At 70.3% G+C, this 21,866-nt stretch carries 27 protein-coding genes and 1 pseudogene; 15 read left to right on the top strand and 13 right to left on the bottom strand.

What is annotated here, in order from left to right:
- Positions 1-79: 79 nt before the first annotated feature.
- From KY469_16630 to KY469_16595, 8 genes are all read left to right on the top strand, one after another.
- Positions 80-1,723, top strand: coding sequence for an ABC transporter substrate-binding protein (locus KY469_16630; protein ID MBW3664726.1), 1,644 nt, complete (start codon positions 80-82; stop codon positions 1,721-1,723).
- 18 nt (positions 1,724-1,741) lie between these two features.
- On the top strand, positions 1,742-2,704 hold the full coding sequence (locus KY469_16625; protein ID MBW3664725.1) for an ABC transporter permease: 963 nt from the start codon (positions 1,742-1,744) through the stop codon (positions 2,702-2,704).
- A complete protein-coding gene (locus KY469_16620; GenBank protein ID MBW3664724.1) occupies positions 2,697-3,629 on the top strand; it encodes an ABC transporter permease in 933 nt (310 codons plus the stop codon). The genes KY469_16625 and KY469_16620 overlap by 8 nt, the downstream gene beginning before the upstream one ends.
- Positions 3,630-3,717: 88 nt before the next feature.
- The gene (locus KY469_16615) at positions 3,718-4,050 is read left to right on the top strand and encodes an AAA family ATPase (GenBank protein MBW3664723.1); all 333 of its coding nucleotides are present in this window, start codon (positions 3,718-3,720) and stop codon (positions 4,048-4,050) included.
- 21 nt (positions 4,051-4,071) lie between these two features.
- Positions 4,072-4,479 (top strand): hypothetical protein, encoded by a 408-nt coding sequence (locus KY469_16610; protein ID MBW3664722.1) that lies wholly within the window; start codon positions 4,072-4,074, stop codon positions 4,477-4,479.
- A complete protein-coding gene (locus KY469_16605; protein MBW3664721.1) occupies positions 4,476-4,868 on the top strand; it encodes a hypothetical protein in 393 nt (130 codons plus the stop codon). The genes KY469_16610 and KY469_16605 overlap by 4 nt, the downstream gene beginning before the upstream one ends.
- Entirely contained in the window at positions 4,868-5,260 is a 393-nt protein-coding gene (locus KY469_16600; protein ID MBW3664720.1) for a helix-turn-helix transcriptional regulator, read from the top strand. Before KY469_16605 ends, KY469_16600 begins: the two co-directional genes overlap by 1 nt.
- Positions 5,257-5,793, top strand: coding sequence for a NifU family protein (locus tag KY469_16595; GenBank protein MBW3664719.1), 537 nt, complete (start codon positions 5,257-5,259; stop codon positions 5,791-5,793). The genes KY469_16600 and KY469_16595 overlap by 4 nt, the downstream gene beginning before the upstream one ends.
- Here KY469_16595 and KY469_16590 read toward each other — a convergent pair.
- On the bottom strand, positions 5,773-6,294 hold the full coding sequence (locus KY469_16590) for a hydrogenase maturation protease (protein MBW3664718.1): 522 nt from the start codon (positions 6,292-6,294) through the stop codon (positions 5,773-5,775). The genes KY469_16595 and KY469_16590 overlap by 21 nt on opposite strands.
- A gap of 26 nt (positions 6,295-6,320) precedes the next feature.
- Between KY469_16590 and KY469_16585 the strand changes: the two genes are divergently transcribed.
- Entirely contained in the window at positions 6,321-7,541 is a 1,221-nt protein-coding gene (locus KY469_16585; GenBank protein ID MBW3664717.1) for a tetratricopeptide repeat protein, read from the top strand.
- A gap of 23 nt (positions 7,542-7,564) precedes the next feature.
- Positions 7,565-8,251 (top strand): hypothetical protein, encoded by a 687-nt coding sequence (locus KY469_16580; protein ID MBW3664716.1) that lies wholly within the window; start codon positions 7,565-7,567, stop codon positions 8,249-8,251.
- 3 nt (positions 8,252-8,254) lie between these two features.
- On the opposite strand, the gene KY469_16575 is transcribed toward KY469_16580, so the two are convergent.
- The 9 genes from KY469_16575 to KY469_16535 all read right to left on the bottom strand — a co-directional run bounded on the left by KY469_16575 (position 8,255) and on the right by KY469_16535 (position 13,878).
- On the bottom strand, positions 8,255-9,040 hold the full coding sequence (locus KY469_16575; GenBank protein ID MBW3664715.1) for a hypothetical protein: 786 nt from the start codon (positions 9,038-9,040) through the stop codon (positions 8,255-8,257).
- On the bottom strand, positions 9,030-10,931 hold the full coding sequence (locus tag KY469_16570) for a nickel-dependent hydrogenase large subunit (GenBank protein MBW3664714.1): 1,902 nt from the start codon (positions 10,929-10,931) through the stop codon (positions 9,030-9,032). The genes KY469_16575 and KY469_16570 overlap by 11 nt, the downstream gene beginning before the upstream one ends.
- Entirely contained in the window at positions 10,932-12,206 is a 1,275-nt protein-coding gene (locus tag KY469_16565) for a hydrogenase expression protein HypE (protein ID MBW3664713.1), read from the bottom strand. It lies immediately after the preceding gene.
- A gap of 134 nt (positions 12,207-12,340) precedes the next feature.
- The gene (locus tag KY469_16560; GenBank protein ID MBW3664712.1) at positions 12,341-12,601 is read right to left on the bottom strand and encodes a hypothetical protein; all 261 of its coding nucleotides are present in this window, start codon (positions 12,599-12,601) and stop codon (positions 12,341-12,343) included.
- Between the two features lie 2 nt (positions 12,602-12,603).
- Entirely contained in the window at positions 12,604-12,900 is a 297-nt protein-coding gene (locus tag KY469_16555; protein MBW3664711.1) for a hypothetical protein, read from the bottom strand.
- Positions 12,893-13,144 carry a hypothetical protein gene (locus KY469_16550; GenBank protein MBW3664710.1) on the bottom strand — a complete coding sequence of 84 codons (252 nt, stop codon included), beginning with the start codon at positions 13,142-13,144 and terminating at the stop codon, positions 12,893-12,895. Before KY469_16550 ends, KY469_16555 begins: the two co-directional genes overlap by 8 nt.
- Positions 13,144-13,329, bottom strand: coding sequence for a DUF1059 domain-containing protein (locus tag KY469_16545; protein ID MBW3664709.1), 186 nt, complete (start codon positions 13,327-13,329; stop codon positions 13,144-13,146). Before KY469_16545 ends, KY469_16550 begins: the two co-directional genes overlap by 1 nt.
- Positions 13,326-13,619, bottom strand: coding sequence for a hypothetical protein (locus KY469_16540; protein ID MBW3664708.1), 294 nt, complete (start codon positions 13,617-13,619; stop codon positions 13,326-13,328). Before KY469_16540 ends, KY469_16545 begins: the two co-directional genes overlap by 4 nt.
- Positions 13,620-13,626: 7 nt before the next feature.
- Entirely contained in the window at positions 13,627-13,878 is a 252-nt protein-coding gene (locus KY469_16535; GenBank protein MBW3664707.1) for a hypothetical protein, read from the bottom strand.
- 283 nt (positions 13,879-14,161) lie between these two features.
- Here KY469_16535 and KY469_16530 point away from each other — a divergent pair, with 283 nt between their 5' ends.
- Positions 14,162-16,189, top strand: a complete 2,028-nt coding sequence (locus KY469_16530; protein ID MBW3664706.1) for a CocE/NonD family hydrolase — start codon at positions 14,162-14,164, stop codon at positions 16,187-16,189.
- A 275-nt stretch (positions 16,190-16,464) separates the two neighbouring features.
- Here KY469_16530 and KY469_16525 read toward each other — a convergent pair whose 3' ends face one another.
- Entirely contained in the window at positions 16,465-17,970 is a 1,506-nt protein-coding gene (locus tag KY469_16525) for a phosphatase PAP2 family protein (GenBank protein MBW3664705.1), read from the bottom strand.
- Positions 17,971-18,158: 188 nt separating this feature from the next.
- Between KY469_16525 and KY469_16520 the strand changes: the two genes are divergently transcribed.
- From KY469_16520 to KY469_16505, 4 genes and pseudogenes are all read left to right on the top strand, one after another.
- A complete protein-coding gene (locus KY469_16520; GenBank protein ID MBW3664704.1) occupies positions 18,159-19,208 on the top strand; it encodes an alpha/beta fold hydrolase in 1,050 nt (349 codons plus the stop codon).
- Between the two features lie 82 nt (positions 19,209-19,290).
- Positions 19,291-20,163, top strand: coding sequence for a methyltransferase domain-containing protein (locus tag KY469_16515; protein MBW3664703.1), 873 nt, complete (start codon positions 19,291-19,293; stop codon positions 20,161-20,163).
- Positions 20,160-20,702 (top strand): ester cyclase, encoded by a 543-nt coding sequence (locus tag KY469_16510; GenBank protein ID MBW3664702.1) that lies wholly within the window; start codon positions 20,160-20,162, stop codon positions 20,700-20,702. The genes KY469_16515 and KY469_16510 overlap by 4 nt, the downstream gene beginning before the upstream one ends.
- Positions 20,703-20,879: 177 nt before the next feature.
- A pseudogene (locus tag KY469_16505) lies at positions 20,880-20,939 on the top strand (thioredoxin domain-containing protein).
- Between the two features lie 136 nt (positions 20,940-21,075).
- Here the strand turns inward: KY469_16505 and KY469_16500 are convergent.
- Together KY469_16500 and KY469_16495 are read right to left on the bottom strand one after the other, a co-directional pair.
- Positions 21,076-21,474: a putative toxin-antitoxin system toxin component, PIN family gene (locus tag KY469_16500; protein ID MBW3664701.1), complete on the bottom strand. Its 399-nt coding sequence runs from the start codon at positions 21,472-21,474 to the stop codon at positions 21,076-21,078.
- Positions 21,471-21,704, bottom strand: coding sequence for a ribbon-helix-helix protein, CopG family (locus KY469_16495; GenBank protein ID MBW3664700.1), 234 nt, complete (start codon positions 21,702-21,704; stop codon positions 21,471-21,473). The genes KY469_16500 and KY469_16495 overlap by 4 nt, the downstream gene beginning before the upstream one ends.
- Positions 21,705-21,866: the final 162 nt, after the last annotated feature.

The raw sequence follows: 21,866 nt of genomic DNA, 5'->3' as shown, positions 1-21,866 counted from the left end.
TACCGGCGGCGCGCACCCGGCCGTAGGGTTCCGCACCCCATCGGCACACGAACACGGGCAGGCACAGGACGGGACACGCTTGAAGAAGACCGGGAAGGCCGCACTGGTCGCGATCGCGATCCTCGCGAGCGCATGTGGCACCGACAGCGCGAGCCGGGAGGAGCCGACGGACGCACAGACGGCACCGATCGACACCGAGACGCCCACCGGGACACCCGTAGCGCAGGGCGGGAGTCTGGTGGTGACTCTCGACTCGGATCCCGGCAGCCTCAACCCGGCGATCACCACCAGCGGTGCGGTCCACGCCGCCAGCGAGACGTTCTTCAACGGCCTAGTGGCGCTCGACGAGAACGGTGACCCAGAGCCGGAACTGGCGGAGTCCTGGCAGGTGAGCGACGACGGACGGACCTACACGTTCGCGCTCCGTGACGACGTCGTCTGGCACGACGGGGAGCCCTTCACCGCCCAGGACGTCGTCTTCTCGTTCGAAGAGGTGCTCTTGGAGTTCCACGCCAGGACGAAGGCGTCCATGGGCTCCTCGATCGAGTCGATCGAAGCGCCCGACGACCACACGGTCGTCTTCCAGTTCGCTGATCCGTACGCACCGCTCCTCCAGCAGCTCAACGTCACCGAGGCGCCCATCGTGCCTGAGCACGTCTACGCGGGCAGTGACATCGAGTCGAACCCCGCCAACCTGGCGCCGGTCGGGACCGGTCCGTTCGTCTTCGCGTCCTACGAAGAAGGTGCCGAGATCCGCGCGACGGTGAACCGTGACTACTTCAAGGATGGCCCGTCGGTGGACGAGCTCGTGATGCGGATCATCCCCGACCAGGCGACACAGGTCCTCGCGCTCGAGAACGGCGAGGTCGACTTCCTGTGGGGCGTCCCCGGGCCGGACCTGTCGTGGCTCCGGGACAACCCCGATATCGAGCTCGCCGCCACGAGCTCGAACCCCGGCGGTGCCAACTGCATCATGACCGTGAGCTTCAACCTCGACCGGCCTATCCCAGGAACGCTGGAGGTCCGGCGGGCGGTCGCCCACGCGCTCGACCGGCAACGGTTCGTCGATCAGGTGCTCTTCGGCCAGGGCCAGGTCGCCGAGGCGCCGATCTCGAGCGGGATCCCGTGGGCTCACGCCGATGAGGTCGAACTCCCCGCTTACGACCCCGGCGAGGCGGAGCGGCTGCTCGAGGAAGCCGGCTGGGTCGAGGGCGACGACGGTGTCCGGACGAAGGACGGCGAGCAGCTCGCGATCGGCTTCGCACACTTCCCGACCTTCGCGAAGTACGGCGAGCTCGTCCGTGAACAGCTCGGAGCGGTGGGCATCCGTGTGAACCTCGAGGCCATGGAGCCTCCGGTGTTCGCGCCCACCGTGTTCGCCGAGGACAACTTCGACACGAACATCATCTCGTACTGCAACGGCCCCGACCCCGAGGTCGGTGTGCGGCGGATGTACGACTCGGCCCAGATCGGGGACGTCCCCTTCACGAACGCCTCTCACTACTCCAACCCCGACGTCGACCGCTTGTTCGACGAGGCCTCACGGACGGTCGACCGCGAAGCCCGCTCGCCGATCTACGCGGAACTCCAGCGGATCGTCGTCGACGACCTCCCCTACGTCTGGATCGTCGAGACCGTCGGGACGCGCGCCTGGAACACCCGGTGCAGCGGCTTCAAGCCGCACACGGGGCTGTTCGCGGAGGAGGTCAGCTGCGAGGCCTGATCGACGAGGGAGGACCCCGTGAGCACGGGATACCTGCTCCGTCGGTTGGCGCAGGTGCCACCGACGGCGCTGGTCATCCTGGTCGGGACCTGGCTCCTCCTGCACCTCGCGCCGGGGGACCCGCTCGTGGCCTTGGCAGGCCAGTACGGAGACGAGGCCTACTACGCCGCGACCCGTGAGCGGTTCGGCCTCGACCAGCCGCTCCCGCAGCAGCTCGCGACCTACCTCGGCAACGTGGTCCAGGGAGACCTGGGTCTGTCCTACATCCGGGGACGGCCCGCCCTCGCCGTGGTGCTCGAACGGCTCCCCGCGACGCTGCTCCTCGCCAGCGCCGCGCTCTCCGCGTCCACGCTCGTGGGCACCACGCTCGGGATCGTCACATCGCGGTACCCGCGCGGCCGCAGGGACCTCGCGATCCGCGCCGTCTCGTTGACCGCCTACGCCACACCGTCGTTCTTGTTGGCTCAGCTCGCCGTGCTCCTGCTGGCGTACCGCACAGGATGGTTCCCCGTCCAGGGGATGACGGATGCCCGCTCGCAGTCCACGGGCCTGCTCGTCGTCATCGACGTGCTCCATCACCTGGCCCTCCCGGCGTTGGTCCTGGCGACGACGGAGATCGCCCTCAACGTACGGCTCGTCCGATCCGGCATGGTCCAGGTCAGCAGGGCCGACTTCATCCGGACGGCGCGGGCCAAGGGACTCCCGGAACGGCGCGTAGTCTGGCACGGCTTCCGCAACGCCATCCTCCCGTTGATCACCGTCATCGGCAACCGCGTCGGCATGTTCTTCGCCGGGGCCGCCTTGGTAGAGATCGTCTTCGGCTGGCCGGGTGTCGGCCGCCTTCTTCTCAGCTCGGCCCAGACCCGGGACCTCCCGGTGCTGCTGGCCATCTTCCTCGTGGTCGCGGCGGCCGTCCTGGTGGTCAACCTGGTGGTCGACATCCTGTACGCGGTCCTCGATCCACGGGTGCGCTATGAGTGAGCGGCTCGTCGCCACCCGTCCGCGGGGGCCCCGACGATCGGCTCCCGAGCCTCCCCCGACCCGGGCCGCCAGGCGTCTCGCGGGGGCGCGGTACGTCGGAGCGGCGCTCGGATCGCCGGGCGGGCGACTCGGGGCGCTGCTGCTCGGATCGATGCTGCTCGCCGCCCTCGTCGCCCCGCTCGTCGTCAGTGCCGACCCGCTGACGTCGGCCGGCGCCCCGCTCGCACCTCCCTCCACCGCCCATCGCTTCGGCACCGACGACCTCGGCCGGGACGTGGTGGCCCTCGTTCTGCACGGCCTGCGGACATCGCTGCTCGTGGCCGCAGGCGTGGTCGTCCTCGCTGGGCTGATCGGCGTCATCACGGGCGGGCTGGCGGGGTGGTACGGCGGCGCACTCGACGATATCGCGATGCGGTTCACCGAGATCGTCCAGATCGTCCCGCGCTTCTTCCTCGCCGTGGTCGTCGTCGCACTCTTCGGACCGGGCCTGGTGAACCTGATCCTCGTCCTCGGCTTCACCTCGTGGACGTGGACGGCGCGCGTGGTCCGGGCCGAGACGCTGTCGCTGCGCCGCCGCGAGTTCGTCGACGCGGCCCAGGCCCTCGGCGCATCCCCCGCCCACGTCCTGGCACGCCACATCTGGCCGAACATCCTCGGGACGACCCTGGTGATGCTGTCGGTCGCCGCCTCCAGCGCCATCCTCATCGAGGCCGGCCTCGGGTTCGTCGGACTCACCGACCCCGACGTGGTCAGCCTCGGCTACCTGGCGAACAACGCCCAGAGGTTCCTCCGCACCGCGTGGTGGCTCACGGTGTTCCCCGGAGCCGCGCTGGTGCTCACGATCCTCGGCATCAACCTCGTCGGGGATGCCGTCGGGGATGCCGCGGACACGCTCGCCAGTGGGGAAGCGGGCGGGGTGACCTGATCCCCGGGTCGGACGTGGTGTCGACGCACCTCCAGTGCCATGGTCGGCAGCACGGCCGGACGGTAGTCTCGCCGCTCAGGAGGGTCTCATGCGTATCGCCGTGGCCGGCAAGGGTGGCTCGGGCAAGACCACCATCTCGGGCACCCTCGCGCGGTCGCTCGCGGACGAGGGCCACCGTGTGCTGGCCGTCGACGCGGACCCGAACCCGAACCTTATCCTGACGCTCGGCATGCCGCCCGAGCAGTACGACCACGTCCGCGCGCTGCCCCACGGGCTGCTCGAGCATCGGGACGTGGACGGGACACGCACAGCCGTCCTCACCCGACCGATCGACGACGTCATCGGCGAGTTCGCGGTCGACACCGCATCGGGGATCCAGCTGCTCGCGATGGGCCCGCCCCGCAGCGCCGGCGGCGGCTGACTGTGCGGCGCCCACTCCACCGTGCGTGGGGTCCTCACCGAACTCGCCGCTGACCGGACCGTCGTCGTCGACCTCGAGGCCTCGCCCGAGCACCTCAGCCGCGCCACGAACGCGTACGTCGACACCATGCTCATCGTCGCCGAGCCGTACTTCAAGTCCCTGGAGACGGCGCGACGGTTCCACGAACTCGCTTCCGGGCTCGGCCTCGATCGTCTGGCCGTGGTCGGGAACCGGGCCCGCGAGGGGGACACGGAGCTCATCCGCGAGTACTGCGACCGGCACGGCTTCGAGCTGGCCGGGATCGTCCCGCAGGACGACGCCTTCCAGGATGCCGAGCGCCTGGGCGTCGCGCCGATCGACCACGCGCCACAGGGCGCGGGGGTCGCCGCCATCAGACAGCTCGCTCGCCGACTCGGGGGCAGCCCGTGACCGACCATGTCGCCCAGCCCAAATCCGAGTCGCTGCGCCGGCTGTACTGGCGCGACGAGATCCTCCAGGTGCTGTTCTGGATGCAGGGCGAGGGCTTCGGTGACGAGGCCGACGCCAGTGTCCTCGAGCGGTTCCTCGGTGTCGACGCGAAGGTGATCGAGCCGTACCTCGAGGTGCTGGTCGAGGATGGCTTCCTCGAGTGGTCGGACCAGGGCATCATCCGGCTCTCCCAGCGAGGCCACGACGACGGGGCGCGGATCTTCGCGGAGGAGTTCGCTGAGCTCACACGCCCCGGGCACGGTGAGTGCGGCGCCGACTGCTGGTGCCAGAGCTCGCCGGAGGAGGCCGACGCGTGCATCGAGGAGCGGCTCGGGGGGACCCGACGGTGATGATCGCGGATCCCGAAGAGATCGCTGGCGGAGGCCTGCCCCGCAACTTCCTCCGCCCGTGCGCGCTGTTGCTGCTGGCCGAGTCGCCGAACCACGGGTACGAGCTGCTCGCGCAGCTCGCCGAGCTGGGTCTGGGGTCGACCGATCCGGGTGGCCTGTACCGGCTGCTCCGGGGCATGGAGCAGGACGGTCTCGTGGAGTCGTCCTGGGAGACCTCGGAGGCTGGCCCGCCGCGGCGCAGCTACGAGATCACCCCAGACGGTGTGGAGTGGCTCCACGCCTGGGGGGGCGCGCTCGCCGAGAGCCGACGGCTCGTCGGGGTGTTCCTCGCACGCTATCGGGCCCTTGCGCCGGCACTCCCGGAGGGGTCCCCCCGGGCGTCGCGGACGTGACCACCCTCGAGGATCTGCTCGACCACCTCCAGGAGGTGATCGAGCGACTGGAGGCGCGTGGGCCGGAGGTCGCCCGCGACATGCTCGAGCTCCTCGACGGTCTCGAAGGGCTGCACCGGCACGCCGTCCAGCGCCTCACCGAAGAGGTGGGACGCGAGCGGATGGACGCAGCGGCGGACCAGGACCCCGCAGCACGCTGGCTGCTGTCGACCTACGGAGCCATCGACGATCCGGCACTCGCCGAGGAGGCGCTCGGGGAGATCCGGCCCTACGTGCACAGTCACGGCGGTGAGGTCGAGGTGCTCGAGGTCCGGTCCGGGAGGGTGCGGGTGCGCCTGACCGGGAACTGCGCGGGCTGCACGGCCTCCGACATCACCCTGCGGCACGGCGTCGAGGAGGTCCTGCGCGACCACCTCCCCGGGTTCCGGGGCCTCGAGGTCGAGGAGGACGACGCAGAGGCCCATCCGCCGCCCGGGCCGACGCTGCTCGACGCCCCGCAGGAGCGGCGATCACTACCCATCGTCCCCGGCTGATCTTCCTGTGGGTTCGGGCCATGCCACGCCCGCCTGGGCGACGAGGCGGCGGATCTCCGCCGCCGCCGCCGGCACGGCCGCTGCTACCGGGCCGCTGAGGCCCTGCTCCCAGGTGTCGGCGTCGACCGGCTGGCATCCGACGATCACGACCGATGCCGGACGGACCTCCAGGGCGGTCGCCAGCAGCAGTGCCCGGTCCGGCGTGGCGTAGTGCATGTCGGCGAGGGCATCGCGGCGCTCGTTCACGCTCATGCCGAGCACGTCGTCGATGGGTGGCTCGAGGATCACGACCGTGCCGGGAGCACGACCCACCTCGACCGCATCCACGACGATCAGCAGCTCGACCTGCCCGGCCAGGAGATCCTGCACGAGGTGGATGCCCCCGATCCCCACCTCGGTCACGGTCACCTCGGGTGGCACCGGGGCACGCGACAGCAGCTCGGCGACGGCGACGCCGAACCCGTCGTCCCCCCGCAGGACGTTGCCGAACCCGGCCACCATGACGTGCACACTCCTAGGCTAGTTGGGTGGACGACGTCGCTGAGACCATCCGTCAGCTCGAGTCCAGCGTGCGCAGGTACTCGGCGGAGCGGTACCCCGTCCAGCACGCGACCGCGCAGTTCCATCTCGGTTCCGCCTTCTTCCAGGTCGGCCGGTACGACGACGCCGAGGCCGCACTGGCGGCCGCTGCTGCCGGGTTCCCTCCGGCGGAGCTGCCACGTGAGCACGGGGTCGCACTCAACGCGCTCGGCGCGTTGCTGCGCGAGACCCGTCGGGCGGGGCTCGCCGTCGAGGTGCTGGCGCGGGCGGCTGCCGCGTTCGAGCGCGCGGCGGCGGGCCCCGAGCAGGGAGCGGCAACCCACAACCTCGGGCTCGCCAGACGCGATGCTGGGGATCTTCCCGGGGCGCGCGAGGCGTTCCTGGACGCCCTGAACCTGTTCGACGCAGCGGGTGCTCGAGCGGAAGCTGCGGCGGCCGCCCGCGAGCTCGGCGCCTGCCTGCTCACGATGGACGAGCCTGAGGATGCGATCGGACACCTCCGGTCCGCGCTGGAGCTGGCCGAGCGCGCGGGCGACACCTCGGCCCTCGGTGCCGCGGCCAACCTCCTCGGCCTGGCCCACCTTGCTCTCGACGACGCCGAGCGTGCGGTGGACGTCCTGCTGCGCGCCGTTGCGGCCCATCCGCGTGCGCTCCGTCCCGGACCGCACGCGATGGCGCTGGCGAACCTCGCGCTCGCGTACGAGGCCGCCGGGCAGCCGGTTCGGGCTCGCCTGGCCGCCGCGCAGGCCCGTGTCGTGCCGGCAGCCGACGAGCCCGTCCACGATCAGGCGGCGGCGGTCCTCGAGCGCCTTGGGAGCCCCACCGGCGATGTGCTGGTGGTACTGGCGGACGAGCCACGGGAGGTCTGGACCGCCCTGCTCCGGTCCGAGATGGCACGCTGGCTGGACCTCCAGGCAGCCGAGCGCCTGGCGGAGCTCGCCGCCGTGACCAGAGGGATCGCCGACGCTGGCGAGCGGGGGATCGCGCTGGCCGAGGCGTTCATCGACTGCGCGCTGGAGCTGCCACCGGACCGGCTCGACACGCTGGTCGCCGACACGGTGGCCGCGGCGGCGACCCTCCCGCACGACACCGCTGAGGCCCTCCGCAGTCGGTTCTCGCGGGCCATGATCCGCTTCCACGTCCCGCAGTGGATGCGCCTGAAGTCCGTCTTCGAGACCCACGCCGGCCCCGACTCGGGCTGGGGATGATCGCGCCGCTACGTGACGACGCGGTGGCTGAGGCCCTCGGACACCGGCCCTTCCGCTTCTTCCCAGCCCTCCTGTCGACCGCCGCAGAGGCGCAGTCGTGGGCCCGGCGAGAGGGGCCGGCGGGGGCCGTCGTCGTGGCCGGGTACGAGGCGGCCCCACGGGGGCGGGCCGGACGGCCCTGGGAGGTGGCGCCGGAGGACGCGACCTTCTCGCAGATCCTGCGCCCCGGGCTGTCGCCGGAGCGCGAGGGCTGGCTCTACGCGGCGGCCGCGGTCGCGCTGGTGGAGATCGTCGGGGTCGGGGCGCAGTGGTACTGGCCCGATCTGCTGGCGCGCGACGACCGGCCCGTCGCACACGTCGGCATCCACGCAGAGCTCGGTCCCGCACGGGTCGACTGGGCAGTGGCCACGGTCCTGATCCGGGCACCGGGCGAGCCCCGAGCGGCCGTGATCGCTGACGCTGCGGAGGCGCTGGATCGGGCGCTGTCACGGGAGCCCGGCCCGGTGCTGGATCAGCTCCGGTCGTGCTGCGCGACGCTCGGCGCCCAGGTCCGGGCGCTGATGATCCCGATGGGACCGGGCGGTCCGAGGGTGGAAGGCACGGCTGCGGATCTGAAGGACGACGGAGCACTGGTCATCGCCACCGCCGCAGGCGGCCGCATCGCCGTCCGGCCTCAGCACCTCGGTGAGCTGGAGGCGGAGGACGACTGAGCATCACGTGCCGGCGATGCGTCGTGCCTCCGCGCCCTCGAGCCGGTCCAGCTCCTCGATGAGGGACCACACGAGCCCCCAGTCGAGATGATCCATGCCAGGCGACGTCTCGCCCCGGCCGAGCCGGTGCTCGAGCTCGTCGCGGTGGGAGAAGGTGCGGCCCCAGTGGCCGCTTCGCTCCGTCCTGCTCAGCGCCCCCAGCAGCACCGCGAGCGACTCGGTGCTCGGCGACGGCTCCAGATGTCCGTCGCCGACCTGCTCGACGAGGCGCGCCGCCAGACCGAACACCGGAGCACGCTCCACCTCCGTGCGCACCAGGTCGAGCACCTGTGGGACCATTGCGCCGACCTCCGGTGAGAGGGCGTCCCCAGGGCCGGTGGTGACGGGCTCGACCTCGATGGTGACCACGCGATCCGGTAAGGCCCCGAGCCCCGCTCCGACCTCGATCACGAGGTCGATGGCCACGTAGCCGGTCACCGCGTCCCCGACCGCCAGCTGCAGATCTGCGCCCGCGAGGGTGACCGCGGCGATGCGTCGGCGCTCGAGCGTCGCCGGGGGGCGGCCTCGGGCGACCGCGCCGATCAGGATCAGGGTGTCGGGAGCGAGGTCCTGGAGGTACTGGGCGACGGCCACCGCGCCGTAGTGCAGGTCCTCCACCGCGACGCCATGCCCGAGATCCTCCTCGGTGAGCAGCTCCGCGACCCGCCGGCCCAGGTCCAGGTCGCCCTGGTAGAGCTCGCCGACACCCCCGACGAGCGTGACCACGGGCTGACCGGTCTCAGTCGTCACCGCACGCGCAGGTGTTGACCTCGCGGGTGATGACGCCGTTGCCGGTGTAGACGTGGGTGGTGCACGGCATGCACGGGTCGAAGCTGCGGATGGTGCGGAGCATGTCGATCCCGGTGAACCTCGACGGGTCGGAGACGTCCTCGATGATCGGCGTGTTCATCACGGCCTGCTCGTACGGCCCTGGCTGGTCCCAGGGGTCGCGCGGCGAGGCGTTGATGGTCGACGGCGTGCAGATCTGGTAGTTGGCGATCTTGCCCTGCTCCATCACGAGGTGGTGGGTCAGCCATCCCCGCCCGGCGCCCCACCAGCCGACGCTGCGGACCTCCTCCTTCGGGATGTGCTTGTCGAGCTCGTCGGGCGGCACGGCCGCGACCTGGGTCTCGCCGTTGCGCAGCAGGTCGTAAGCCGTGAGGACGTTGGTCATGCCGATGAGCTGGGCGAACAGGTAGTGGTAGGCACGGCCGCGGTTGCGCTCGAACGCGTTCCACTTCTCGGGCACGTGCCACTCGTACTCCCTCGTACCGAGCTCTCCCTTCGGCACCTCCATCCGCAGGGAGTGCCCCGTGGCCTCGTAGAAGTCGTTCGGCGGGTGCTCCTGGGCCATGGCCGTGGTCAGCAGCCGGACGTAGGCGCCCGCCTCGACCGACGTGCGGTCCCAGCGGGGCGTGCAGGCCCAGGTGTACTTGTCCTTCCAGCTCTTCTCGCTCGGCTTGGGCAGCGTGCGCTTGTTCCAGGGGTGGTAGGGGCTGATGGGGTTGCCGAGGTGGTCGGTCTGGTAGCGGTCCCCGGCCCACTCCTCGTAGTAGGAGTGCTCGACGAACTCCTCCCAGCCCATGTTGATGTCGGTGAGCCGCGTGGTCATGAGCTCGCCATCGATCACCACCCCGGGGGTCGAGGGCCGGCGCAGCCCCCACTCGGTGCAGTTCTCGTAGGTGGCGTCGTACGCGTACGGGTCGTCCCAGTACCCGGGATCGATGAAGTCGTACGGGCGGGTCCCCACATCGCCGTAGCGGTCGTCGGCCTCGTAGAAGAACTCGGTGAGGTCGTCCCAGATGGCCAGCATGCGCTGGGCGTAGTCGAAGGTCTGCGCCAGTCGCGAGTGGTACTCGTTGAGGGTCTGCAGGGTGAACGTGGTGGAGACACCGCCCGGGACGATGGTCTGGGGGTGGGGGTACTTGCCGTGGAGGATCGAGAACTGCTCGCGGGCCACCCGGGTGAACTCGAGGCCTTCGCGGTAGAGGGCGCCCGTGAGGGGGTTGAGCGCCGTCATGAGGTCCGACATCTTCTTGAACCGGTGGATGTCCTGGCTCGGGCACGACCACTTCTCGGCCTTGGGCCACAGCTCGGGGTTCGACTGCCTGATGATGGACTCGGAGTAGTCGGGGCCGGCCAGCAGGTACAGGTGCAGGGGGTTGTCGTACCCCATCTCGGCAGCCTCACCGAGGTTGCGGATGACCGTGCCGAGCGGCGGCGGCTTCAGGCCCATCGCCATCTCGATGGCGTACGCCGCAGCATGCGAGTGCACCCCGCCGCAGACGCCACAGGCTCGTGATGACACGAAGATGGCGTCGCGGGGATCGCGGTCCATGAGGATCACCTCGTAGCCGCGGAACAGCGTCGCCTGCGAGCGAGCATCCAGGTACTGGCCGGAATCGAGATCGGCCGTCACGTTCACGGCCAGGGCGCCGGCCACACGGGTGACCGGATCCATGTTGAGATCCTTGATGTGCCCTTGACGGGCCATCAACCTCTGGATGCGCTCCTCACGGTCGGCATCGGTCTCGGCGATGTCCGGTCTGCTGACCGAGACGGCGTACGGGTCGGGGATGCCGCCCCGCAGCCGGGCGTTGCCGGCCTCGTCGAAGTCGACGGGCAGGTTGCGGAAGCACATCTAGCGATCTCCTTCGGTCGACTCGAGCACGTTGTCGCGCTGGTCGACGTCGCTGGTCTCGTCCTCCGGGTCGCGCTTGTCCGTCCACTCGCTGCGCTTGCCCCAGGCATCGCCGTCGTTCTTGCCACGGTCGTTGGAGCGGCGCAGCGCGTCGTACAGGCGATGCTCGATACGCGACAGCAGGCCGGGCTCGGACTTGTGCTTCGCCCAGCCGCTCGGCGTCTCGCGGTGCAGGTCCCAGCGCACCTCGCGGTTGAGGTGCTCGTTGGTCGTCATCCTCAGCGGACGGATCAGGCTGCCGAGGAGACGGGAGGCGCTCGTCGACACCGCCGACCCCGGTGGTGTCTTGTAGAACGGCGTGAACTTGTCGGGGAAGCCCGGCATCGTGCAGCCGATGCATGCCCCGCCGGAGTTCATGCACCCGCCGACGTGGCGGATCGCGCCTCGGGAGGTGATGTTGCAGTTGACCACCGGGCCCCAGCAGCCGATCTCGACCAGGCAGTTCGGATCGCCGAACTCCTCGGCGAACGAACCCTCCTCGTAGTACGCCCCCCGGACGCAGTGGCGGTGGACCGTCTCCCCGAACAGCCAGGCCGGACGTCCCAACTCGTCGAACTCCGGTAGTGGGCCGAAGCCCTGCAGGAAGTAGAGGATCGCGGCCACGGTCTCGGTGAAGTTGTCCCCGACCGGGGCGCAGCCCGGGACGTTCACGACCGGCAGGCCGAAGGCGCTGCGGTAGTCCTTGCCGAGGAAGTCCATGAGGCTCATCGCCCCCGTGGGGTTGCCGTCGGCCGACGGGATCCCGCCCCACGTGGCACAGGTGCCGATCGCGATGGCCGCGGCGGCGCCTGGTGCGAGTCGGGCGAGCCACTCCTCGGTGGTGACGGAGCGCTCCTCACCGTCCGGGCCCCACGGCTCCTCGCCCTGCGCGACCCAGTATCCCCCGCCGTTGATGGCGCGGGTCTCGTCGGTGGCCGAGCCCTCCAGGATGATCACGTAGGGCTCATCGAGTTCGCCCTTGACCGCCGCCTCGTGGGGACGCATGTACGCGGGACCGGACTCGGTGTCGACGACCGGATGGTGCAGTACCACCTGAGGCAACCCGGGGTGCGAACCGAGCAGGAGGCTCTCGACCGACGGTGTGGTGGCCCCGGTCACCGACACGGTGCAGCCGTCACAGGACATCCCGGCGAACCAGAACGCGTGCACCTTCGTGAGGGGCCCCAGGGAGGTCGCCGGAACCTCCCCCGCGACCGGAGCGAGGGCGGCGGCCATGCTCTGCCGGCCCGGCGACCCGAAGTCACCGAGATCGTCGCGCTCCCCCGTGTAGCGCTCGACGGGGCCGAGCACCTCCAGCAGCTGCTCCGCGGGGGTGCGCTGCGGTGTCTGCGTCGGCATCGTCGATCCTCTCAGCTGTCGGTGGACTGGTCGGCGGCCGCGACGAGCTCTGGCCCCACGGTGGCCAGTTCCTCCAGGACCGCGTTGATGCGGAGGACGCCGGGCCCGATCGCTCCGGCCTGGGTCTCGATGGCGCGTACGCCGAAGGCGGTCTTGGCCAGCAAGCCTGCGGTGTTCCGGAGGCTGATGCGGAGCCGGATCAGGTACCAGACGAGCACGGCGAGCACGAGGACGGCTTCGACGATCGTGAGCGTGATCAGCAGTTCCAGCACGGTCAGCTCCCCTCTCCGCGCAGCAGCTCCCCGTGTCGCAGCGCCTCGTCGCGCAGGTCCTCGAGGGCGTCGGCGGTGTCGTCGAACATCCAGGTGGTCGCGGTGTTGCGCGCGACTGCCTTGCCCGTGGACCAGACCAGGCGGGCGCCGTCCTCGATCTCGTGGACCCGCGTCAGCAGTCGGTGCAGCAGCACGATCACCACCAACGCCACGACGAGGCCGGCGGCCAACGCCGCCCACCACCACCCCAGCAACGCGCCGGTCACCGCCGTCGCCAGCATCATCTTCTCCTCATCCACCCAGGCGGCGACGTACCTCTTCGGCACCCCGGCGCAGCTCTTTCGTCCGGTATCCGACCTCCATCACGTTCCAGAGGGGAGCCGTGTTCGTCTCCGCATGCTGGAGGGCGCTGACGATCTCGGCGACCTGATCGCGTATCCGGGTCGCGTAGAAGGTGATCGCCAAGACCACGGCGACCACGATGACGACCACGGCGCCGCCGATCGCGAAGCCGACGATCCAGGTGGTGGTATCGACCTCCATCAGGTCTCCGATCCGCGACGGGCGCGGCTGATCGCGTAGTCGATCAGCGTGTCGTTGAGCTCGGGAACGTCGTGCCGGTCCGCGGCGTGCCTGCGCAGCTCATCCGTCAGCTCCTCCTCCGACCCGCCCGACATCCGGTGCGAGCAGGCCAAGCCCAGCTCGGCGCAACGCAGCTCGAGGCTCATGGCCGCAGCTCGGGGTTGAGGAAGGGCCGGCGCTCGGGCGCTGCCGGTTGTTCGTCTGGGAACGCGTCGTTGAACGCATCGCGGACCGTGCCCAGCTCGCGGTTGGCGTCGGCTAGCACGGGTCCGATCGGCTCGGCCCGGTGGGCGATCGCCCGCACCCCGAACAGGACCTTGCCGAGCGTGTCGCGGGTCGACCGGAGCAGGTAGAGGATGGTCAGCAGGTACGCGGCGAGTGCGAGTACGAGCACAGCGACGACCGCGACCGAGGCAACGTACAGGGCGTTGACCATGGCGCTCCTAGATGCGGGGTGCCAGACGTTGGACGAGCTGACGGAAGGCGTCGGCGACGGTCACGACGAGCTCCCGCGTGCGGCCGAGCAGTGGCACCGGGTCGAGCTCACCGGCCAGCCCGACCCCGTGTTCGAGGATGTCCTGGGAGTACCGACGGATCTCCGCGACGTTCCGGGTGACCTGGTGCGCCAGGTAGGCGATCGCGAGCACCACGGCGAGGACCACGAGCAGTCCGAGCCACCACACGGTGGCCCCCACGGCTCCTACTGCGAGGAGAACCATCCTCGTCCCCCTCCCGGATCGTCGGATGTGCCGCGCGCGTCGGTGATCGCACCACTAGGTGAGCAAGCCACATAGCGCCAGCTGTGTCAACCGTCCGGTCGGACGCGGCACTCCCGTACCGGTGGGCCCTGAGGGTGCGACTCGGCCCGGCACGAGTGGGCGACCGTGGAGCCCGGGAGCCCTGGCGGACAAGGAGGTCGTCGTGCGACCGGCGAAGTACGGCACCGACCGTGTCGGGTCCGGGCCTAGAGGAGTGGATGTGCGTCAGAGGATGACCGCTGTGGCGTTGGCGGCGATGGCGCTGATGTCGCTGCCGGGGTTGGCCGCGGCGGCTGAGGAGCCTGTAGTGCTCACCGACGTCTACATCGAGATGGATGACGGCGTGCGGCTGGCTGCCGACGTGTACCTGCCTGCAGGTACGCCCACCGATGGTTCGGTCCAGGTCCCGTGCCTGGTCGAGCTGACTCCGTACCGCAAGGAGAACCGGGCGGCGGAGGCGGTCTCTGTGCTGCCGGGTGAGGGCTTCGGAGTGATCGAGGTGGACATCCGTGGGACGGGTGGATCGGAGGGCGAGTACGACATCGTGTTCTCGCTGCGTGAGCAGTGGGATGCGGCGCAGGTCATCGACTGGGCTGCGGAGGACTCGGGCTGGTGCACTCAACGTGTCGGCATGTTCGGCGGGTCCTACTCGGGGATCATCCAGTACCTCACGGCGTCGTTGCCTCCGGAGCGCACTGCCCGTCACCTGGCCGCGATCGCTCCGCAGCGGGCTTTCGGGGACCTGTATCGCGACATCGTCTACCACGGCGGTCAGCTCATCGGCTCGTTCGGGGCGGCCTGGTCGTCGGCGGCCACCGCGCTGTACGTCCAGCCTCCCACCAACCTGCACACCACCCAGGGTGCGAGTTCGTGGAGCGATCATCTGGCCAACAACGACCCGATGTGGCCCATCTACATGACCGCGCCCTACGACGACGCGACCTACACGTCGGACGACTCCGACCCGGGCTGGACGCAGCAGCTGTATCGCGACTCCTCAGTGCTCTCGCGCATCGAGCACTTCGACGTCCCTGCTCTGCACTTGGCCGGCTGGTTCGACACGTTCACGCGCGGTCAGCTGCTGACGTTCCAGGCCGCACTGGCGCGCGAGCAGCGCGGGGATGGCGGTCCGCACTACCTGATCGTGGGTCCTTGGAACCATGCCGGTACACACTTCATCGAGCCGGCCAACGATCTCCAGCGGCTCATCGACTGGTACAGGTACTGGCTCGATGACGGCCCTGAGCCGGACTGGTTCGGGCTCGAGCGGGTGCGCTACTACGAGTTGGGTGAGGGGACCCTCGATGACGACACCGGGACGTGGCGCACGACGGCCAGCTGGCCTCCGCCCACCGAGTACCAACGCCTCTACCTGCGTGCTGACGGAACGATGACGTTCTCGGCACCCGACGCCGACGGAGCCAGCGCGACCTACCTCTACGACCCCTCCACCGGCGCGACCGCCTTCCCATCACGGTGGGACAACGCGCTGCCGGCCGTCCCCCACCCGCAGCACGACCAGCGGATCGATGGCGAACGCGCCGGACTGACCTTCCAGACCGACGTGGTCGATCAGCGGCTCACGTTCGCGGGACCGCTCATGCTGCGTCTGCATGCCGCAACCCAGGGCGCTGACGGCGGTGACGAGCCCACCGACGATCAACCGCCCGTTCTCGACCAGCTGCTGCCGCCGTACCACGACACCGACTTCGTCGTGAAGGTCTCCGACGTCGCACCCGACGGCACCGCTCACCTGCTCACCGAGGGTTTCCTGCGCGCCTCCCATCGTGCCGTGGACACCGACCGGTCGCAGGTCGTGGACGGTGAGGTCGTCGTGCCCTTCCACCCCCACACCCGCGACACGCTGCAACCGCCGGTGCCCGGCGAGGTGCACGAGTACCTCATCGAGGTGTGGCCAACCGCGAAGACCCTGCGACCCGGACACCGCCTCCGCGTCGACCTGTACTCGGCAGACACACCCAACCACCTCAACCTCCTGCGTCCAGCGGTCACCACGGTGTCCCTCGACGAGGCCCAAGCGAGCTACCTGCTGCTTCCGGTCACCGCCGCAGACACCGGCGAACCCCAGCCGGACACCACTCCTGAACTGGGGGTTGAACCCGCCCCCGATCTACCGGCGACCGGAACCGGCATGGCCATCATCGGGCCGCTGCTACTGACCACCGCGCTGCTGCTACGCCACGGACGCGGAAGTTCGCAGCCCGATCGCCGGGGTCTGGGGCGCTAGCGGTCTGGCGTCGCTCCACCTCGTCCCCCGATCCGATCGGATATGCGGGCGATCTGGGGGATGAAGTTGCGAGCGGCCGCGGCCTTCGTGGACCGCCCGCGCCCGTAGCCTCGGCGGGGCCCCAAGGCCATGGAGCGCCCCGTGCCCAACCGTCTCGCTAGCGAGATCGCGCCGTGCCTGCTGCAGCACGCCGACAACCCGTGGACTGGTACCCGTCTCATGGGGCGAGGACGCTCTCCCGCCTCCCGTCGTCGAGATCAGCGTACGGAGCGGCATCACGCCTGGAGGACGAGCAGTGATCGCGGCCGCTTGCGCACCGTGAACTCCTGGGGCCCCTGCCACGTCTCGCCATCCCGCGCCAGAAGAAGCGGCCCCTCGTGCGAGCGGATGTGGAGCTCCGTGGTGGTCCAGTGCTCGTAGGGCCCGGACCTGCCGAGCCGACCGGTGAGGATCGAGAGGAGCACCCGGGTGCGGGCCCAGGGGTGCGCCGCGTCGACGAGACGGACGTCCAGTAGGCCCTCGTCGAGCCGATCCCGGCGCGCCGGCGTCAGACCCTCGGTGACGTAGCGCCCGTTGCCGATGAAGAGCAGCCAGACGCGGCGTCGGCGCCCGGCGATGTCGATCTCGATGGGCTCGCCGCCGGCCATGATCCGCAGCGCGCTCCAGAGGGTCGCTGGCCACTTCCCGAGTCGCTCCTCGAGCCGTTCACGCGCTGCTACGAGGTGGGGGTACGCCCCCACGTTCGCCGCGTTCACGAACGTCCTCCCGTCGATCTCGCCGAGGTCAATACGGATGGCGCGGCCGGCCCGCACCGCCGAAACGATCGCCGAGGGGTCGTCCATCCCCAGGTCACGTGCAAGATGGTTGAGCGTTCCAGCGGGTACGAGGGCGAGCGGGATGTCCGCCTCGGCGGCGACCTGCGCGCCGGCGCTGGCCGTGCCGTCCCCGCCGGCGACCGCCAGCGTCCGGGCGTCTCTCGCTGCCCGCCGCAGCGTGGCTGGGAGGTCCTCGTCGGGCTCCGCCCGCAGGATGCGGATCCCGGGCAGCGCGCGTCGCAGTCGGTCGGTCTCCTGGCGGGAGAGCGCGTTCCCGGCGCCCACGTTGGCGACGAGAACGAGCCCTGTCCCGTCACGGTCGGGCAGGATCGCTCCGTCGTCCGGCGCGTCCGCGGTCGCCGGTACGTCCGTCACGAGCGGCCAGGGGCGGCGCGTGGCGTACGCGACGGCGACCCCGATGGCCGCCCCCACGAGCGCGTCGCCGGGGTAGTGGACGCCGGTGTAGACGCGGGAGGTGGCGACCGCGGCAGCGAGCGGGAACAGCCAGGGACGCAGTCCGGGGCGCTCGAGGGACGCGGCCGTGGCGAACGCGAACGCCGACGCCGAGTGGCCGGAGGGGAACGACGTGGAGGTCGGCACGCGGACGAGACGGCGGATCTCGGGGACCACGGTGACGTCCGGGCGCACCCGTCCCGTCAGCATCTTCGCGGGCAGGTTCGTGACGGCCGACGTCGCGCCGATGGCGAGCATGCCCCTGACGGCCGCGCGGCGTCCTGACCGTCCACCGCGGAGGGCCATCACGGCCGCGAGGACCATCCAGAGCCGCGAGTGGTTCGCGGCAGTCGACAGACGGGGGAGGAGCGGACCGAGCAGGGGGATCTCGGTACGGGCGAGCGCCCGGAAGACCGCGAGGTCGGCGCGTTGGACAGGGCGTGGCACGAGCCGGCGCAGGCGCCGTTGCAGCCCGCCCCAGGCGGTCGTCGGCCCCTTCCCGGCTCGCTCCACCGACGTTCCCCTCGATCGCGTGCCGGCAGGGTCGGGCTTCGCTCGGCGCGCTGCGGCGCCGCGCCACTGTCGTTCGGCTGTGGCGCGCGATCGCCGCCGTGCGACGTGTGGTCGGACGGCAGGCACGGTACGTGCCTCCATCACGCGCGCACAGGATGGCAGACTGGGCCACGACAAGAGGGGGCGCCGTGCGGTCGACGGTGCGCTATGTCAGGAACGGCGACGTCAGCCTCGCCTATCAGGTCATCGGCGCGGGGCCGATCGACCTCGTGTTCCTGCCCGGCTTCGTGTCTCATCTCGACCTCGCCTGGGAGGAGCCTTTCCTGGCGCAGTTCCTGGAGGACCTCGCAAGCTTCAGCCGCCTGATCTGGTTCGACAAACGCGGCACGGGCCTGTCGGATCCGGTCGAGTCAGACGCTCCGATCGAGCAGCGGGTTGACGACATCCGCGCCGTGATGGACGCGGCCGGGTCGCAGCGCGCGGCGCTGTTCGGTGTGTCCGACGGTGCGGCGCTGAGCGCGCTGTTCGCGGTCGCGCACCCGCAGCGCACGTCCGAGCTCGTCCTCTGGGCAGGATTCACGCGGATGGTCAAGACCGATGATGACGCGCCTGGTTGGTCCCCGGAGCTCTTCGAGTCCTTCGTCGAGGGGTTGGATCAGGTCCGCGAGGACGGGACCGGGATCGAGCTACCGAACCCGACCATCGCCGGAGATGAGCGCTACCTGGACTGGTTCGTGCGCTACGTGCGAGCAGCGGCGGGTCCGGGCATCCTGCGGCGGGTGATGCGGTCCAACGCGAGCATCGATCTGCGTCGGGTGCTCGATCGGATCAACGCGCCGACCTTGGTGCTCCACCGCGTGGACGACGCGTGGGTGTCGATCGACGTTGGACGCGACCTTGCGGCCAGGATCCCGGGGGCCACACTGATCGAGCTGCCCGGCATCGACCACTGGCCGTGGATCGGCGACGCGGATGCCGCGGTGTCGGAGGTCGAGGCGTTCGTCACCGGGGTCCGCCGGGCACGCCGGCCGCGCCCGTCCTGGGGGCGCAGGTCGCTCACCAGACGCGAACTCGAGGTGGCACGGCTCGCCGCCGACGGCCTCCAGGCCGCAGAGATCGCGGAGCGCCTGTCCATCGGTGAGCGCACCGTCGAGACGCACCTGGCCAACGTGTACGCGAAGCTCGGCCTGTCGTCCAAGCTAGAGCTGGCCCGCCAGGCCGCCACGCTCGGGCTGTAGCCGCGGGATCTCCGTACTGGTACGGATACACCGGCGTGGTCGGATCCGTACCGTCGTGCCACCGGATCATCGGAGGCGCGACATGCTCACGAAGACCGCCCCGCCGCCCAGCACCGGCACGGTACCGACGGACCCGTACGCGCGCGGCGGCGAGCTGGATGCCGCCACCGCCGATGCACTGATGACGCGGCTCGAGGTCCGCGGCGCCGAGCCGCGCCAAAGGGCTCTGCGCCAGGTTGTCCTGTCGCGGATCCCCCGCCGTGCCGGCTGCCGGGTGCTGGAAGTCGGATCCGGCACCGGAGTGGTCGCCCGGGAGCTCGCAGCTCTGCCGGGAGTCACGGAGGTCGTGGGCATCGATCCCTGTCCCCGGTTCGTCGAGTACGCCCGCCGCGCCGTCAGTGCGGACCCCGCGGTGGCCTTCGACCTCGCGGACGGTCGGGAGCTGCCCTTCGGAGACCGACGCTTCGACGTCGTCGTCTTCGCCACCACGCTGTGTCACATCCCGGGCCCAACCGCCGCCCTCCAGGAGGCGTTCCGTGTGCTGGTACCCGGCGGGACGCTGCTGGTGTTCGACGGCGACTACGCGACCACCACAGGCGCCCTGTCTCCTGCAGACCCGCTCCAGGCATGCGTCGCCGCGGCGGTGTCGCGCCTCGTGTATGACCCGTGGCTCGTCCGCCGGTTGCACACCCTGGTGGCGGATGCGGGCTTCGTCGCGCTCGACCTGGAGAGCCACGGCTACGTCGAGATCGAAGCACCCACCTACATCCCGACCATCATCGACTTCGGGGCTCAGGCCCTCGCGGAGGAGGGCGTGATCGAAGCCGTCGCCGCCGACGCGTTGCGCGATGAGGCTCGACGCCGGATGGCTGCGGGCCGGTTCTTCGGGCACATCGCCTACGCGAGCCTCCTCGCGACCCGGCCCGGCGAGTCTGCAGGAGGCGACGAGCGATGACCCGGTCGCCGCTGCGGAACCTCCCCGAACAACTGCTGGCGCTCCTCGATGCCTACCACCGGCACGACCCCCAGGCGCTGGCGGCGCTGTACTCGCCTGCCTGCCGGATCACGCTCCCGGGCATGGAGATCCGTGGACGCAGCGGAGCCGAGGCCATGTGGACGGCATGGTTCCGTGCGTTCCCCGACGTCGCCTCCGACGTCCTGCGCGTCTTGTCAGAACCCGGGCTCATCGCGTTGGAATGGCGCGAACGAGGCACGCACCTCGGCCGATTGCGGATGCCCTCGATCGACCTTCCCAGCAGCGGACGGCGGTTGTGCTGGCAAGGCGTGTCGATCTACGCGCTGGCTGAGGACGGCATCAGCTCACACACCTACCACTTCGACCGTCTCGAGCTGTGGTTGCAGGTGTCCACATTGCCCGGCCTCCCAGCCTCGGTAGCTACGTTCTCGCGGCTATGGCGGGAAGCGAGACGAAGCCGCACCGCAGCCCCACACCACCGGCGATCCGCCCAGCACCCCCTGGCTCGCACGCCCTGATACCAGCTTCAACCGGATCGCTAGCGGACAAGTCCCTGTGGGACATATGGTGCGGGCGGACGGCGCGCGCCAGGGGGGTTCGATCCCGCGTCGTGTCGAGAGCGTACGGATCACCCCCGAGGCGAGAGCGACCGCGAGGGAACCGCCCGTGCAACGGGACGTCGCCGGAACGTCCCGGTGTTCCTCTCCGTCGGCTACTCGTCCTGCCACTGGAGCCACGTGATAACACCAGAGTCCGTCGCGACAGCGCCGTAGGACCCCGTCTACGGTGGTTCTGCCCCCGTCTACCTGCGAGTTCGCTTCAGTTCTTCCCGCCGTCTTCCCAGGTGGGAAGAACTCCACCGTTGCTGGTCGGCGCCGCAACGCGGCGCTGTCAGGCCTCCTCGACGAACCCGGCCGGGTTGACGATGGGGATGTCTCGCCACTGGCCCAGCGCGAGCAGGTGACGGTCGCCGCTGACGATCACGTCCGCCTCGCCCTCGGCGGCCGCCTCCAGCACTCGGTTGTCCGCGGGATCGTCCTCGATGTCCTCGACCACGTCGCCCGGCTCGACGAGCTCGCCGATGCGGAGCAGCTGGGCGACCACCTCCTCGGCGTAGGCCGGCTCCCAGTCGAACTTGTCGATCAGCACTCGACCGAGCTCGGCCAACAACGGGCGGGACACGATCATCGTGACCTCACCGGACAGCATGCGCCGGTAGACGGCTTCGGGTGGCCCACCTGGGAACACGAACGCCGACACGAGCACGTTCGTGTCGAGCACGACCCTCACCCGTGGCGCGCTTCCTTGATCAACCGCTCGACGTCGCCCTCGTCGGCGACCCCGACCGCCCTAGCGCGCGCCGATCCGTAGCGCTGGAGGATCTCGAAACGTCCGGTCTCCTGGTAGGCCTGGTAGATCCGGAGCATCTCGCGGAACAGCTCGCTCTTGTTCCGCCCCTGCTCCTCGGCTAGGCGCTCGAAGTCACGCGCGAGCTCAGGGGGCACCGACACCGACAGCACCTTCGATCTTCGCTCCGTCGCCGTCACCTCCCTGACACCCGAGTATAACAGTGTATGAACTGGACCTGCTGATGGATCCGAGCAAGAGAACCGTGGCTATCGGGCCGGTCGGCTAGAGGTCGCATGAGCACGTAGCGGACTACACCCTCTGCGTGGGTGAGG

It is taken from the genome of Actinomycetota bacterium, assembly GCA_019347575.1.
Lineage (GTDB): Bacteria > Actinomycetota > Nitriliruptoria > Nitriliruptorales > Nitriliruptoraceae > JAHWKY01.
This window is presented reverse-complemented; position numbering and strand designations above follow the sequence as displayed.

What these genes read in the sequence shown, in the direction of transcription:
- KY469_16620 (MBW3664724.1), top strand. Translation starts at nt 2,697, where the DNA reads ATGAGTGAGCGGCTCGTCGCCACCCGTCCGCGGGGGCCCCGACGATCG.
- KY469_16615 (MBW3664723.1), top strand. Translation starts at nt 3,718, where the DNA reads ATGCGTATCGCCGTGGCCGGCAAGGGTGGCTCGGGCAAGACCACCATC.
- KY469_16600 (MBW3664720.1), top strand. Translation starts at nt 4,868, where the DNA reads ATGATCGCGGATCCCGAAGAGATCGCTGGCGGAGGCCTGCCCCGCAAC.
- KY469_16590 (MBW3664718.1), bottom strand. Translation starts at nt 6,294, where the DNA reads ATGGTGGCCGGGTTCGGCAACGTCCTGCGGGGGGACGACGGGTTCGGC.
- KY469_16570 (MBW3664714.1), bottom strand. Translation starts at nt 10,931, where the DNA reads ATGTGCTTCCGCAACCTGCCCGTCGACTTCGACGAGGCCGGCAACGCC.
- KY469_16565 (MBW3664713.1), bottom strand. Translation starts at nt 12,206, where the DNA reads ATGGCCGCCGCCCTCGCTCCGGTCGCGGGGGAGGTTCCGGCGACCTCC.
- KY469_16550 (MBW3664710.1), bottom strand. Translation starts at nt 13,144, where the DNA reads ATGGAGGTCGATACCACCACCTGGATCGTCGGCTTCGCGATCGGCGGC.
- KY469_16545 (MBW3664709.1), bottom strand. Translation starts at nt 13,329, where the DNA reads ATGAGCCTCGAGCTGCGTTGCGCCGAGCTGGGCTTGGCCTGCTCGCAC.
- KY469_16540 (MBW3664708.1), bottom strand. Translation starts at nt 13,619, where the DNA reads ATGGTCAACGCCCTGTACGTTGCCTCGGTCGCGGTCGTCGCTGTGCTC.
- KY469_16515 (MBW3664703.1), top strand. Translation starts at nt 19,291, where the DNA reads ATGCTCACGAAGACCGCCCCGCCGCCCAGCACCGGCACGGTACCGACG.
- KY469_16510 (MBW3664702.1), top strand. Translation starts at nt 20,160, where the DNA reads ATGACCCGGTCGCCGCTGCGGAACCTCCCCGAACAACTGCTGGCGCTC.